We start from the raw sequence: 14360 nt of genomic DNA, 5'->3' as shown, positions 1-14360 counted from the left end.
CGCCGTCGTGCCCGGTACTCCGGTGAACTAGCGTCGGGGCATGAAGTTTCTGGTACGCGAACGCGTTTTCGACATCGGTGACGACTTCTGGGTGACCGATGAACAGAACAACAAGGTGTTCTGGGTGGACGGCAAGGCTCTGAAGATCCGCACCACCTTCGAACTCAAGGATCCCGGGGGCAAGGTGCTCATGGTGATCCGCAAGAAGCTCTTCAAGGTCCGCGACCAGATGCGGGTGGAGCACGACGGCTCGACCGTGGCGACCGTCCGCAAGCGCCTGTTCAACCCCATTCGCGACAAGCTCGACGTCGACATCCAGGGCGCCCCGGACTGGGAGGTCGTCGGCAGCTTCCTCGACAAGGAGTACTCCATCAGTGACAAGGAGGGCACCGTCGCGGTGGTCTCCCGCAAGTGGTTCCGCATGCGCGACACCTACGCGGTGGACGTCAACACCCACCGCAAGGACCTGGCCGGGGACCCGGCCCTGGTGATCAGTGTCGCGGTGGCCGTGGACGCGTTGACCTCCGACAACGACGACTGATCCGGTCGGGCCGGGGCGACGGAACCGCCCCGGCCCCCGGCTACCGGGGCACCCGCCGTCCTCGGGCCCCGGGGTCTCAGGCGTCCCGGCGCACGAACCTCACCGCCGCCAGAAGCCACACCACCGCCACCCAGGCGGCCATCACCGCTCCGCCCTGCGGCGCGTCCAGCCCGAACGCGTTCTCCTTGTCGGTGAGGTAGAGCAGGGACCCGGCCTGGTCCGGCAACAGCCCGCCGAGGTCGGTCACCATGGACAGGATCTGCGACAACGCCAGCACCAGGGCGACCAGGACCGCCAACGGCGCCACGGTGTTGCGGGCCAGGACCGTGCATCCGGCGGCCAGCAGGGCGAGCAGGACCCAGTACAGGACCGCTCCGGCCATGGGTGTGAGGACCCCGGCGTCGAGGGCCGTGGAGAGCGACATCCCGTACTCCCCCAGGGCGATCTGCGAGGCCGTGAACGCCAGGGGCACGGTGACCGACGCGGTCAGTGCGGCGAGCAGCGCCACCACCGCGGCCTTGGCCGCCAGAAAACGGAGACGTCCGGGCATCGCCAACAGCGAGGTGCGCACCTGGTTGCCGGCGAACTCCCCGCCGACCGCCAGCACCCCCAGGACCACCATCCCCGCCTGCCCGAAGTGCACGGACTGGAAGCCCTCGTCCTCCGGGGAGAAGTCCATCCCGGCCCCGGCGTCGTCGAGGAGCCCGGCCATCGACCAGCTCGCGATACCCGCCAGCGCCACCGTCACCACGAAGGTCGCCAGCATCGACAGCGGGACCACCGGCAGGGTCACGAGTTTGCGCCCCTCCGCCCGCACGTCCACCAGCATCAGGACACACCTCCCCGCACCTCGGAGGTGAGCGCGAAGAACGCGTCCTCCAACGAGTCGTGCCCGTCGGTCAACCGCTCCGGGGTGCCCTGGGCCACCGACCTCCCGCCGTCGATCACGACCAAGTGGTCGGCGATCCGGGCGATCTCGTCCATCAGGTGACTGGACAGGAGGACGGTACGCCCCTCGTCGGCCAACCCCCGGGTGAAGGACCGCATCCACCGGATGCCGGCCGGATCGAGTCCGTTGACCGGTTCGTCCATGACCACCACGCGGGGGTCGCCCAACAGTGCCGCCGCCAGGTTGAGCCGCTGACCCATGCCCAGGGAGAACGTGCGCACACGGGCACGCGCGGCACGCGTCAGGTCGACCCGCTCCAGGACCTCGTCGACCCGGGTGAGCGGAAGACCGTTGGCGCGGGCGATCCACGCCAGGTGGGCGCGGGCGGTGTGCGCGGGGTGGGCGCCACCGACGTCGAGTTGGGCTCCGACGACGGTGCCCGGTCGGCGCAGCGAGGTGTAGGGCACCCCGGTGACGGTGGCGGTGCCGGCGTCGATCCGGTCCAGCCCCAGCAGCATGCGCAGCGTGGTCGACTTGCCCGCGCCGTTGGGGCCGAGGAACCCGGTGACCTGCCCGGCGGCGGCGGTGAAGGACAGGTCGTCCACGGCGGTGTGGGCACCGAAGCGTTTGGTGAGTCCGCGTATCTCGATCATGGACTCATCGTCGTTTCCGGGGCCCCACCGGCGCATCGGCCCGTGGTGGACAGTGGGAGTGTCATCCTCGGGGGACATACGGGTCCTCACCGAGTGTGAGCCCGCACGCCCGGGCGCGGGGTCGCGGGGGCTTTCAGACCGCCCGGACGAGGCCGCTCTCGTAGGCGAAGACCACCAACTGGGCACGGTCGCGGGCGTCGAGTTTGGTCAGCAGCCGGCTCACGTAGGTCTTCACGGTGGCGTGGCTGAGGGTCAGCTCCGCCGCGATCTCCGCGTTGGACCGACCCCGACCGATGAGGGTGGCGACGTCCCGCTCGCGCGGGGTCAGCCCGGAGGCGTCGACCCGCCAGGGGGTGTCGTCCACACCACGACCGCCGGAGCGGACGACGTCGGCGATGAGGCGGCCGGTGACCTCGGGGGCGAGCAGGGCCTGCCCGTCGGCGACCAGCCGCAGGGCGCGCAGCAGCTCTTCGGGCCGACTGTTCTTGAGCAGGAAGCCGCTGGCCCCGGCCCGCAGCGCGCCGTACACGTAGTCGTCCAGGTCGAACATGGTGAGCACGATGACGCGGGTGGCGTCGGAGTTGGCACAGATGCTCCGGGTGGCGGCCAGCCCGTCCAGGTCGGGCATGCGCACGTCCATGAGGACCAGGTCGGGTGCGGTACGCGCGGCGAGCTCGACGGCCTCCCTGCCGGTGCGGGCCTCGGCGACCACGGTCATGGCGGGATCGTGGTCCACGAGCATGCGCAGCGAACCGCGCAGGAGGTCCTGGTCGTCCGCGATGAGGACGCGGACGGGGCGGTGGGGGTCGTCGGTCATCGTCGCCCTTCCGTGGGCCGAGGTGCCAGAGGGATGCGGACGTGGACGCGGTGTCCGCCGCCGGGCCGTGGGCCGGCGGACAGGGTCCCCCCGTGGAGGGTGACCCGTTCGCGCATGCCGATCAGTCCGGTGCCGGTACCCGCCGCCGGGGCGGGGGTCGGGGGCGACACGGGGTGCTCGGCGCCGCTCGGACCGCGGGCCGGTCCGGTGTCGAGGACCTTCACCTCCACCGCGTCCTCGTCGGCGATGACGTCGACCGTACAGGTGGTGCCGGGGGCGTGCCGGACGGCGTTGGTGAGCGACTCCTGAACGATCCGGTGGACACTCGTGGCGACCGTGGCGGGCAGACGCTCGGTGCCCTGGGCACGCATCCGGCAGTCCACGCCCGCGGCCCGGGCGGTCTCGACCAGGACGGGAAGGCCCTCCACCCCGGCCTGGGGCGCCAGGGGCGCGGGCCCGTCCTCGCGCAGGATCCCCAGGACGTGGCGGAGTTCGTCCGTGGCGGCGCGACCGGCCTCCTCGATCTCCGCCAAGGCCTCCCGGAGCGCCCGGGGGTCGTCACCGTGCACGTGACGGACCACCCCCGCGCGGACGACGACGGTGCCCAGGGTGTGCGACACGATGTCGTGGACCTCCCGGGCCACCCTGAGCCGTTCCTCGTTCTGGGCGCGGGCGAGCGCGTCCGCGGCGTCACGCTCCTCCCGCAGGTGGCGTTCCCGGACCACCCGGCCCAGCAACCACGAGAGGGCGAGCGGCGCCAGGAGGACGAGCGGGGCGAGCAGGGCGAGCGGTGACAACGAGGCGAGCCCGGCCGACACCCGGGCGGGGGCCCAGAACAGCACACCGATCACCAGGGCGCCGAGCCCGCCGAGCGCGGCGACCCCCAGGGCCGTGCGCCCCGGTCCTCGGCGCGAGGGCGCGCCCTCCCAGGTCAACGCCAGGGGGTACAGCGTCCAGGCGGCGGCCGCCAACGGGGCGGCGGTCCACCCGCCCAGGATTCCGAGCAGGGTCGCGAGGAGCACCGTGACGAACGCGCCCGCCGGGTACCTCCAGCGCAGCACCACCCCGATCGGGACGAGGGCGAGCAGGACCACGCCCACCCACTCCCCGGGGTCGGTGCCGAGCCGGTCCAGGGACGTCAGGCGCCACCAGGTGGAGGGGTCGACGATGACGTAGGCCACGGCGAAGGCGCTGTCCAGCGCGTACCTGGGGCGTGTGGGGCCCCCGGTCCCGCCCATGGTCGTCCAGTGGTGGCGGCGGGGCGCCGGTGTCATGGCGCCGCGGGGCGTCGCGATGGGTGGTGTGCGCTCACAGGGTCTCCTCGGGGGTCTCCACCACGGTAGCCGTGCGGCCCCGGTCCCCACCGTGGGACCGGTGACCGGATCCGGTCCCCCGTGCTCGCCTCCCGTTCGGCGGGGTGGCGCCAGGGCCCCCGGCGCCGGTGCCGGGCTCGCGGTGTGGTGCGCTCCGCCGTCGGCGTCCTCCGGTGTGCGGGGGAGGCCGTCGAGCCCTGCGCATCTGGTCCACGACCACCGCCATGATCCACTGTGCCGTGGGGACACCGGCCCCACGCGGGGCCGTGACCACGAGGGTTCCCGTACGCGGGAGGTCGGATGGGGTGGCTGGCTGTAGTGTCCCGCGGGTCCCGGGTCGACCAGACTGTTCGACGTACGGGGAACCCGGCACGATCGAGGACCGGGCCCGTGGACAGAACGTGGAGCGGAACGCGTGATGCGAGACGTGTGGGGAAGAGCGCTGCGGGCGTGCGGCTATCTGCTGTTCGCCGGTGCGGTGGGGCTGGCCGGCCTGGTGCTGCTGCCGCTCAGCGCGGTGGTCGTGTTGATGATCGCCGTCGGCGGGGTGGGCCTGCTGCTGCTCCCCCGCTGGTCGGAGCTGGTGGCGGCCCTGGCCGATCACGAACGGCGGCGGGCCGCCCGCCACCTCGGGGAGGAGGTCCCGGAGCTACCGGCCCGTTCGTCCCTGGAGTGGCGCGTGATGTGGCGTGACCCCACGGTGCGCCGGGTCCATCTGTGGTTGCCGGTGCACACCGTGGTGAGCGTGGTGGGCGGCCTGGTGGCGGTGGTGCTTCCCGGAATGCTGATCAACACGGTGCAGGCCCTGCTGTGGTGGGCCTTCCCCGTCGACATGCGGCCGATGCCGTACGAGTTCACCATCGACGGCTGGGCGGTCGCCCTCTGGACGGTGGCCGGACAGCTCGTGGTCTTCGGCCTCGTCCTGCTGGTGCTGCCGACGTTGGCCCGGGCGCACGCCCGGCTGTGCCTCCGGCTCTTGGCGCCCTCCGAGGCGGAACTGCTGGCCGCGCGGGTGGACGAACTCCGCCGCACCCGGGCCGACGTGGTGGACACGCACGGGGCCGAGCTGCGCCGGATCGAGCGCGACCTGCACGACGGCACCCAGGCGCGGCTGGTGGCGATCGCGATGCAGCTGGGAGTGGCCAAGGAGTCCGTCTCCGACCCCCAGGTGGCCGCGCTGCTGGAGCGGGCCCACGAAGGGACCGAGGAGGCCATGAGCGAACTGCGTGAGGTCATCCGGGGCGTCTACCCGCCGATCCTCGCCGACCGCGGACTTCCGGGCGCGCTCACCGCGCTGGCGGCGCGCACCACCGTCCCGGTGCGGTTGGACGTCGCCGACCCGGGCGAGCTGCCGGTGGCCGTGGAGACCGCCGCGTACTACGTGGTCACCGAGGCGGTAGCCAACGCGGTCCGGCACGGCGGCGCGGAGAACGTCTCGGTGCACCTGTCCCGAGGCGACGGGACGCTCCGCGTGCGGGTGACCGACGACGGTCGTGGCGGAGTGGACGAGACCGCGGGCAGCGGGGTCCGGGGCCTGCGCCGTCGGGTCGCGGCGCTGGACGGGCGGGTGTCCGTGGACAGCCCCGTGGGCGGGCCCACGGTGATCGGGGCGGAGCTGCCGTGCGGATCGTGATCGCCGAGGACAACGTGCTGTTGTCCGAGGGCCTCAAGCTGCTGTTGGGCACCCGGGGCCACGAGGTCGTGGCCGTGGCCGAGGACGCGCCGACCTTCGCCGCGGCGGTGCGCGAGCACTCCCCCGATCTGGCCGTGGTGGACGTGCGCCTGCCGCCGGGCTTTCGCGACGAGGGCATCCACGCCGCCATCGAGGCCCGCCGCTCCCTCCCCGGACTGCCGGTGCTGGTGCTGTCGCAGTACGTCGAACAGGACTACGCGGGCGAACTGCTCTCCGACGGGCAGGGAGGTGTCGGCTACCTCCTCAAGGACCGGGTGGGGCGCGTGAGCGAGTTCGTCGAGGCGCTCGACCGGGTGGCCGACGGCGGGACCGTCATGGACCCCGAGGTGGTGCGGCAATTGCTCACCCGGCGCCCCAAGGACCCCTTGGAGTCACTGACCGGTCGGGAACAGGAAGTGCTGGCGCTCATGGCCGAGGGCCGCGACAACGGCGAGATCGCCACGGCCCTGTTCGTCACCGCCAACGCCGTGCACAAGCACATCGGCAACATCTTCGCCAAGTTGGGGCTGGCCCCCACCGACACCGGTCACCGGAGGGTCCGCGCCGTCCTGGCCTACCTGGAACGTCGGTGAGAGGCGGGGTCAGCCGCCGGCGGTCGCCGCCTCCGCCTCGGCGTCACGGGCGTCGCGACGCGTGAGCAGGGCACCGGCGATCGCCGCGGTGAAGAACATCAGCACGCCGTAGACGGCGGAGGGGACCGCGATCTCCGTGCTGTTGAGGACCGTGACGGCGATGGTCAGCGACAGGGTGGTGTTGTGCAGCCCGATCTCCATGCAGGAGGCGATGGCCTCGGGGCGTCGGGTACCGACCACGCGGGGCGCCCAGTAGCCCACGACCAGGCTCACCACGTTGAAGATGAGCACCATGAGGCCGACGGAGACGATGTACTGGGGCAGGTTCTCCCACTCGGCGGCGAGGGCGCCGACGATGACGGCGACCAGGACGGTGATCGATCCCAGCTTGACGGGCTTCTCCATGCGCTCGGCGAAGGAGGTCAGCCTGGCCCGGACGAGCATGCCGATCGCGACGGGCACGAGGATGACCGCGAAGACCTGGACCAGCTTGTCGGTCTGGAGTCCGATGGAGCCGCCGTCGGTGAAGTACCCCAGCGAGAAGCCGGTGACCAGCGGCAGGGTCACCATGGCCGTGAGCGAGTTGATCGCGGTCAGCGAGATGTTGAGCGCGACGTTGCCCTTGAACAGGTAGCTGTACAGGCTCGCGGTGGTACCGCCCGGGGAGGCCGCCATCATCATCATGCCCACCGCGAGCAGGGGCGAGAGGTCGAAGTGGGTGACGAACACCAGCACCAGACCGAAGCAGAAGACCGGCAGCAGCAGGATCTGACAGCCCAGGACGAGGACGATCGTCCAGGGCATGGAGAGCAGTCGGGTGAAGTCCCGCACGCTCAGGCTGAGGCCGAGGCCGAGCATGATGATGCCGAGGGCGATCGGCAGGCCGACCGTCGTGAGGGCTGAGTCCATGGGGGCGCCTTGGGGGGAAGGGCCGCCGGAGCGGCGAGCGGTCGGGGCGGTGCCGGACCGCGTCCGGTGCACGGTGCCGACCCTTAGGCGACCCGTGGACGCCTCGACCGGAGCCGACCAGGGCTCACGAAATCGCGCCGTTTCGTGACCCACGCCACAAGTTACCTCTAGGTAGGAGATAGTGGCACGCGTCACGTTCCCTGGCAAGATCCGGGCCGCCCCACCCCGAACGCCGGTCCACACCTCGAACGATCCCGGGTGTGGCCGAGGTGTGAACCGCGCGGGGTGGGCGGAGAGCGCGACGGTGTTCCCGGCCGGTGCGTCGGCCTCGGCCCAGGCGGGGGACGAGGCGCCACCGGTGTTGCGGGCGGCGATCGGACCGGGGCCGCGCCGGCCGACGCGAGGCACGGAGGACGGCGGCGCGGGGCGCACACCCCGGGAGGAACGGAACGCACCGAGGGGCCCGAGAATCACCGGCGCCCCGGCGCCCCGGCGGACGCGGCGCTCGGGACCGCACGTGCTCCGCCCCGGTGGGGCCGCCCCGGGTGCGGGCGGCCCGTGGACACGGGCGCGCGGACCGGTCAGGCGGCGGGCCAGGAACTCCCGGTGAGGTCGTAGGCCAGGTGGAACCACACCTTGCGGATGCTGGGATGCCCGTTGTCACCCCAGGTGGTGGCGAAGCTGTCGATGAGGGCCAGCCCACGACCGTCCTCGGCGGTGAGCCGGTCCTCCGGCACCGCGGCGAACAGCGGCCCACCGTCCCCCTCCATCGCGCTGAGGGGCGTGCCGTTGTCGCGGCAGGTCACCGTCATGCCGTTCGGGCCACGGTCCACCCGGATCACGAAGGTCTGGCCGGGCTCGCCCGACCGGCTGTGCCGGATCGCGTTGGTGGCCAACTCGGCGCCCAGGAGCGTGAGCACGTACTGGTAGTCGCCGTCCCTGCCGGCGGCGCAGGTCTCCAGGAAGGCCCGGACCAGGGGGACGCTCACCGGCTCGCCGGCGAACTCCCAACGGCGCTTGGTGAACGGTACGGGTGCCCGACCGTTGAAGTAGTGCCGGTACTCGTTCGGAACCGCCGTGAGGACGCCCTTCTCCGTGGTGGTGAGGGGCGGCACGGCGACGAGCGTGGGCATGACTGACTCCTTCGGCGGGGCGGCTCAGTGGGCGTGCGAACCGTAATGGGGGCGGCTGCGGGAGCGTCCGAGCGGGGGAAGGGGCTCGAACCGGTATGACCTTACGCGATCACATCGTCGCCGACCAGGGGTGGCCGGTGTGGTGAGTTACCCGAATTCCTCGGTGGACCCCCGCAACGGTGGGAACTTCGTCCGTTTCCTTACGCGCTCGGCCACCCCACGGCGGCCAGGGCCTCCCGGGCCGCGTCCTCGGCGCGGGCACGGTCGTCGTCGACCCACGCGATCCGGGTACGCCGCTCCAGCAGGTCGGATACGTCCAACGCCCCCTCGTGCCGCACCGCGAACCGCAGTTCGGCCGGGGTGAGGCCACGGACCACCGGGGCGAGCAGGGCCGGGTCCCCCGCCGCCTCGGCCATGACGTCCGGGGCCTCGGTCCCGTACCGCTCCACCAGACGGCGGGGAGCGTCGAGGGCGTCGAGCTCCTCCCGGCCGGCCGCCCCCACCAGGGCGAGGCCACGGGTCCGGCACGGTCCCGCAGGGAGCCGGTGCGCGGCGACGGCGGCGTCCACCGCCTCCTCGGCCATCGCACGGTAGGTGGTGAGCTTGCCACCGACCACGGTGACGGCCCCGTGGGCCCCCACCGAAACGGTGTGTTCGCGGGACAGGTCGGCACTGGTGCCGTCCCCGTGCAGCAACGGACGCACGCCGGCGAACGACCCGAGCACGTCGGCCCGGGTCAGTTCGGTGGCCAGGGCCGTGTTGAACCGGTCGAGGAGGAGGTCCACGTCCTCCTCGGGGACCTCGGGTACCCGGGGTGCGGGGCCTTCGAGGGGCGCGTCGGTGAGCCCGGCGAGGACACGTCCGTCCGACTGCGGCAGCGCGAACACGAACCGGGCGACGCCGTCCGGGGACGGCACCGTCAGTGCGACGCGGGGGTGGCCGAGCGCCGCGCCGTCCAGGACCAGGTGGGTCCCCCGGCTGGGACTGAGCCGCACGGCGGGATCGAGGGCGTCCGCGTGCACCCCGGTGGCGTTGACGACCGCGCGGGGGCGCACCGGGACGAGCCGGCCGTCGGTCCCGTCGCGCAGGACGACCCCGTCCGCGGTGAGGCTCTCCGCGGAGCATCGGGTGATGACGCGGGCGCCCTCACCGGCGGCGGTGCGGGCGATGGCGACGACCAGTCGGGCGTCGTCGACGAGTTGGCCGTCGAAGGACAGAATGCCGCCGAGTAGTCCGTCGGGATCGACCGTGGGCAGCAGACGACGGGTCTGGCGGGCGGTGAGCAGACGGGGGCCGCGCAGGACCGAGGAGGGGGTGCCGGACAGCACGCGTAGGAGGTCGCCGGCGCCCATGCCCGCGCGAGCGAGCAGGGCGCGGGCCAGACCGGTGTGGCGGTGGACCGGGACCACCATGGGCAGCGCTCGGATCAGGTGGGGTGCGGTGACCCGCATGAGGACGTCCCGTTCACGGGCGCTCTCGTAGGCGATGCCGAACCGCCCCTTGGCCAGGTAGCGGAGCCCGCCGTGGACGAGTTTGGAACTCCACCGACTGGTCCCGAAGGCGAGGTCCTCGCGTTCGACGAGCACGGTGGACAGCCCGCGGGAGGCGGCGTCCAGCGCCGCGCCCGCCCCGGTGACGCCACCACCGATCACCAGCACGTCGATGTCGGGGCGCGCCTCCAGGTCGGCGAGGTCGGCGGCGCGGCGGGGCGCGTTCAGGGAGGTGGACCGGCGCATGGGGGTTCCTTTCTCGTGGCGGCGGGGCCGTGGTGGGCACCACCGTGCTCGCGCGGGCCCCGGTGTCTCCTCGTCGGAGAGGGGCGGCCCGGCTCGGTTCCGCTCTCCGCCGCCTCGCCCTCAGGGGCGGAGGTAGCCGTCCAAGAGAACGGAGAGTTCGTCGACGAGGCCGTCGGTGTCCAGGACGTCGGAGAAGAGCCGCCGTGAGGTGACGGTGTTCTGCAGGGTGACCATGAGCAGGTGGGCGAGGACCTCGGGCTCGCCGGCACGGACGGAACCCTCCGCCTGGCCGTCGACGAGGACCGGCACGACCAGGTCGAGGGCGGCCCGGTGGCTGCTCCCCAACCGCTGGAAGGTGTACGTCGCCAGGAGTTCGGGTTCGGTGTCGACGATCCGGCCGACCAGGGGATGGTCGAGCATGGCGCGCGCGACCCCGGTGGCGTGCCGTACCAGGCGCACCCGGACGCTCTCGTCGCCGTCGTCGCTCGCGGCGCCCACCTCTTCGGCCACGAGGATGCGGCGGAGCTCCCGGGTGAGCAGGTCGGCGACCAGTGCGGTGACGTCGGGCCAGCGACGGTAGACGGTGGGGCGGCTGACCCCGGCGCGGCGGGCCACGTCGGTCAGGGTGGTGCGGCGCACGCCGAAGGCCTCGACGCAGGTGCGGGCCGCATCCAGGATCTCGTCTTCTACGTTACGTTTTGACGCCATATGTAAAACTGTAGAGCATGACCCACGACGCGCACGACTCCCCCGCCGAGACCGACGGTGTCCCTCGCACCGGGACCGCCGACACCGCGCCGGAGATGAGCTGGTGCGCCTGGGGCGACCCCGACCGGGCCGTCGAACTCGACCCCGGCACACGCGATCTCATCTCCCAGGTCCTGCGCACCAGCACCGAGGCGAGACCACCGGCCGCGGAGGACGACGTGTCCCTGTCCGCGCCGCGCCTGGACGAGCGCCTGCTCCGCGCCCTCGCCGACGTCGTCGGGGACGAGCACACGCGCACCGACACCGCCACCCGGCTGCGGCACAGCGGCGGCAAGAGCACACCCGACCTGCTCGCCCGCCGCGCCGGTCGGGCCGACCCCGCACCCGACGCGGTGCTCTTCCCCGCCGACCACGACCAGGTGGAGCGACTGCTGGCGCTGTGCTCGGCCGAACGCGTGGCGGTGGTCCCCTTCGGCGGTGGCACCAGTGTGGTCGGCGGGCTCACCCCGCTCCGTGGCCGCCACCCCGCGGTCGTCGCCCTGGACCTGCGACGGCTCGACCGGTTGGTGTCCCTGGACACCACGTCCCTCACCGCCGTGCTGGGCGCGGGCGTGCGCACCCCGCACGCCGAGGCGATGTTGGCCGAGCACGGACTCACCCTGGGCCACGTGCCGCAGAGCTTCGAGTACGCCAGCATCGGTGGGTACGCCGCCACCCGATCGAGCGGCCAGGCCTCCGCCGGGTACGGCCGGTTCGAGGACATGGTGGTGGGGCTGCGGGTGGCCACTCCGCGCGGCACGCTGGAGTCGGGCGGCCCACCGGCCTCGGCCGCCGGACCCGACCTCCGTCGGCTCATGGTGGGTTCCGAGGGCACGTTGGGCGTGATCACGGAGGTCGCCGTCCGGGTGCGGCCCCGACCCGAGCGTGTCCTGGACGAGGCGTGGTCGTTCCCCGACTACGCCACCGGGGTGGACGCGTTGCGAGCGCTGGCCCAGTCGGACGTTCGCCCCACCATGGCGCGCCTGTCCGACGAGACCGAGACGTTCGTCGGTGCCGCCCTGGGCGGCCGCGAGGCCACGCCGGGGTGCCTGGCGGTGGTGGGCTTCGAGGGCGCCGACGCGGAGGTGAGGTCCCGGGCGTCCGCGGTGCACCGGCTCCTGACGGCCGCGGGCGGTACCCCGTTGGGCCCGGATCCGGTGGCGCACTGGCGCGAGAACCGGTTCCACGCCCCGTACCTGCGCGACGCGCTGCTGTCCGCGGGCGTGCTGGCCGAGACCCTGGAGACCGCCGCGTCCTGGAGCCGGTTGCTGCCGCTGTACCGCGCGGTGGTGGCCGCGTTGACGGAGTCCCTGGACGATGACGAGAGCGGCGTGGTGGTGCAGTGCCACGTCTCGCACGTCTACCCGACGGGCGCGTCGCTGTACTTCACGGTGGCCACGGGGGCGGGCACGGACCCCGCGGTCCGCTGGGGACGGGCCAAGCGCGCCGCCTCGGACGCGATCGTCGCGCACGGCGGCACCATCACCCACCACCACGCCGTGGGGACCGACCACCGGCCCTGGATGTCGGCGGAACTCGGGCCGTTGGGCGCCGAGGTGCTGCGCGCGGTGAAGTCCGTCCTGGACCCCATGGGGGTGCTCAACCCCGGCAAGCTCATCCCCGAGGACTGAGCGTCGGGGCGGAGCGGCGGGCACGGCTCATCCGGCCGGGTCCGGCACCCGCTCCGTCACCCCGACCGCCAGCGCCTCCAGACCGTCCAGCGCCTCCTCCGGGTCGGCGGGACCCTCCGTGCGGTGGAACAGACTCACCCGCACGTTGGCGAACGAGTACTCCAAGGAGGCCCACAGTTCGTCGGGAGCGTCCTCGGCCACCGGGCGGGACGCCGTGGCGTACCCACCGTCGCCCACCGACAGGGACCGCCACTCCACCGCCCGCATCGGCGGTTCGGCGTACTCCATCTCGAAGTCGTCGTCCTCACGGGCCGACTGCCCCTCGGCCACCATCGCCTGCATCCGGCGCACACCGTCGCGGTCGTCGGGGTCGTACAGCACCACCTGGAGGCTGAAGTGGGCGGGGCCGCCGTCGACGTCGTCGGCCGCCTCGCAGTGGGCGACCTGGAGCACGCCCTCCTCGTCCGTCTCGGCGAGCCCGCCGCGCAGGGCGATCGACTCCACCCCGGGCAGGTGCGCGGCAGGATCCTCCGGGAGGAGCGCGGCGCAGTCCTCCGGCAGGGCGGCGCGGTCGTCGTGGGTGTACTCGGACCACACGTACGACCCGCCCAGGGCCAGGGCGACCACGGCCCCCAGCAGGCCGAGCGACAGCAGGGGACGACGTCGGGGAGGCGGGGGCGATCGGTCCGGTCCGGCGTCGCCGCGACCGGGGCCCGGTGCCGACGGGTGGGTGGTCATGTCGGTGCTTCCGCCTCTGGGGTCTCTTCCGGTGATCGTGGCCGACCGGCGGGACCCGCGCGCGGCGAGGGGTCCCGGGGTCGGCCGGCGGGCCCGACGTCCGAGGACGGCCGGAACCCGCCGAACAGGAAGGTTACTGCTCCGCGACCCGGGGGATGCGGTTCTCCAGGTCCGCGGCGGAACTCTCGATCACGGCGAAGAGCTGCTCGATGTCCGCCTCGCCGCCCTCGGAACCGACCATGACCCCGGCGACCACGTTGCCGGACACGAAGACGCTGGACGCGAAGCCGCCGGCGGCGCCGAACTCCTCGGCCCCCATGATCGACGCCACGGTCATGCCGCGCTCACCGACGGAGCTCTCGTCCCACAGGACCTGGCTGGTCGCGCCGTACCCGAGGTCCATGTCGCCGACCTCGCCCTGTTCGACGCCCTCGGCGCCGAACTCGTCGATCGTCTCGGACACCTCGTCCACGAGACCGTTCAGTTCCTCCTCGGCGTCGGGGTGGTCCAGGTCGACCAACTCGACGTTGACGCTCACCACCAGGCCACCGGACTGGCCCTCGCACTCGAGCTCACCGTGGGAGCCGGTCGTGCCGCTGTCGTTCTGGGTGAACCCACCGTCGAGGGAGGGCAGGGGGCCGAACTCGGAGTCGTGCAGGGAATTGCCCTCGAAGACCGTGGCGCAGTCGTCGGGCAGGGCCGTGTACTCACCACCGGAGGTGGCCCACACCACGACACCGCCGATGGCGGCGATCAACACCACCGCGCCGACGGCGGCGCCCACGATGAGTCCGGTCTTCTTCTTCGGCGTGCCCGGGGCGCCGGGCCCCTGCGGCGCGGCTCCGTACGGCCCGTAGCCGGGCGGCGGGCCCTGCGGCGGGTACTGTCCGGGCGGACCCTGCGGCGGTCCCCCCTGGGGGCCGTGACCGGGCGGCGGACCCTGCGGGCCGGGGCCGTGCGGGGGCGGGCCGCCATAGCCGGGCGGCGG

General features: G+C 73.1%; 14 protein-coding genes. 4 read left to right on the top strand and 10 right to left on the bottom strand.

Annotation, left to right across the window (positions count from 1 at the left end):
• The first annotated feature begins 40 nt into the window (after positions 1-40).
• A complete protein-coding gene (locus DSY14_RS01450; protein WP_211714566.1) occupies positions 41-541 on the top strand; it encodes an LURP-one-related/scramblase family protein in 501 nt (166 codons plus the stop codon).
• Between the two features lie 76 nt (positions 542-617).
• Here the strand turns inward: DSY14_RS01450 and DSY14_RS01445 are convergent, their stop codons facing one another.
• From DSY14_RS01445 to DSY14_RS01430, 4 genes are all read right to left on the bottom strand, one after another.
• A complete protein-coding gene (locus DSY14_RS01445) occupies positions 618-1370 on the bottom strand; it encodes an ABC transporter permease (protein WP_211714565.1) in 753 nt (250 codons plus the stop codon).
• Positions 1370-2083 carry an ABC transporter ATP-binding protein gene (locus DSY14_RS01440; RefSeq protein ID WP_211714564.1) on the bottom strand — a complete coding sequence of 238 codons (714 nt, stop codon included), beginning with the start codon at positions 2081-2083 and terminating at the stop codon, positions 1370-1372. The genes DSY14_RS01445 and DSY14_RS01440 overlap by 1 nt, the downstream gene beginning before the upstream one ends.
• Positions 2084-2216: 133 nt before the next feature.
• Positions 2217-2900: a response regulator transcription factor gene (locus DSY14_RS01435; protein WP_211714563.1), complete on the bottom strand. Its 684-nt coding sequence runs from the start codon at positions 2898-2900 to the stop codon at positions 2217-2219.
• Complete coding sequence (locus tag DSY14_RS01430; RefSeq protein ID WP_211714562.1) at positions 2897-4174, bottom strand: sensor histidine kinase; 1278 nt, start codon at positions 4172-4174, stop codon at positions 2897-2899. Before DSY14_RS01430 ends, DSY14_RS01435 begins: the two co-directional genes overlap by 4 nt.
• Positions 4175-4631: 457 nt before the next feature.
• Here DSY14_RS01430 and DSY14_RS01425 point away from each other — a divergent pair, with 457 nt between their 5' ends.
• Complete coding sequence (locus tag DSY14_RS01425) at positions 4632-5846, top strand: sensor histidine kinase (protein ID WP_211714625.1); 1215 nt, start codon at positions 4632-4634, stop codon at positions 5844-5846.
• Positions 5834-6478, top strand: a complete 645-nt coding sequence (locus DSY14_RS01420) for a response regulator transcription factor (protein WP_211714561.1) — start codon at positions 5834-5836, stop codon at positions 6476-6478. The genes DSY14_RS01425 and DSY14_RS01420 overlap by 13 nt, the downstream gene beginning before the upstream one ends.
• A 9-nt stretch (positions 6479-6487) precedes the next feature.
• Here DSY14_RS01420 and DSY14_RS01415 read toward each other — a convergent pair whose 3' ends face one another.
• The 4 genes from DSY14_RS01415 to DSY14_RS01400 all read right to left on the bottom strand — a co-directional run bounded on the left by DSY14_RS01415 (position 6488) and on the right by DSY14_RS01400 (position 10964).
• Positions 6488-7387 carry a bile acid:sodium symporter family protein gene (locus DSY14_RS01415; protein ID WP_211714560.1) on the bottom strand — a complete coding sequence of 300 codons (900 nt, stop codon included), beginning with the start codon at positions 7385-7387 and terminating at the stop codon, positions 6488-6490.
• 581 nt (positions 7388-7968) lie between these two features.
• Positions 7969-8520 carry an ATP-binding protein gene (locus DSY14_RS01410; RefSeq protein ID WP_211714559.1) on the bottom strand — a complete coding sequence of 184 codons (552 nt, stop codon included), beginning with the start codon at positions 8518-8520 and terminating at the stop codon, positions 7969-7971.
• A 200-nt stretch (positions 8521-8720) separates the two neighbouring features.
• Positions 8721-10256 (bottom strand): glycerol-3-phosphate dehydrogenase/oxidase, encoded by a 1536-nt coding sequence (locus DSY14_RS01405; protein ID WP_211714558.1) that lies wholly within the window; start codon positions 10254-10256, stop codon positions 8721-8723.
• Between the two features lie 120 nt (positions 10257-10376).
• Positions 10377-10964, bottom strand: coding sequence for a TetR/AcrR family transcriptional regulator (locus DSY14_RS01400; RefSeq protein ID WP_211714557.1), 588 nt, complete (start codon positions 10962-10964; stop codon positions 10377-10379).
• A 17-nt stretch (positions 10965-10981) separates the two neighbouring features.
• Here DSY14_RS01400 and DSY14_RS01395 point away from each other — a divergent pair, with 17 nt between their 5' ends.
• Entirely contained in the window at positions 10982-12634 is a 1653-nt protein-coding gene (locus DSY14_RS01395; protein WP_374223968.1) for an FAD-binding oxidoreductase, read from the top strand.
• 27 nt (positions 12635-12661) lie between these two features.
• On the opposite strand, the gene DSY14_RS01390 is transcribed toward DSY14_RS01395, so the two are convergent.
• Positions 12662-13372 (bottom strand): hypothetical protein, encoded by a 711-nt coding sequence (locus DSY14_RS01390; RefSeq protein WP_211714556.1) that lies wholly within the window; start codon positions 13370-13372, stop codon positions 12662-12664.
• A gap of 133 nt (positions 13373-13505) precedes the next feature.
• Positions 13506-14360: hypothetical protein (locus DSY14_RS01385; protein ID WP_249187153.1), on the bottom strand; the 855-nt coding region annotated here is incomplete at its 5' end.

It is taken from the genome of Nocardiopsis sp. MG754419, from assembly GCF_018207095.1.
Lineage (GTDB): Bacteria > Actinomycetota > Actinomycetes > Streptosporangiales > Streptosporangiaceae > Nocardiopsis.
Note: the sequence above shows the minus strand (reverse complement) of the source record. Positions and strands in the feature narration are given on the sequence as shown.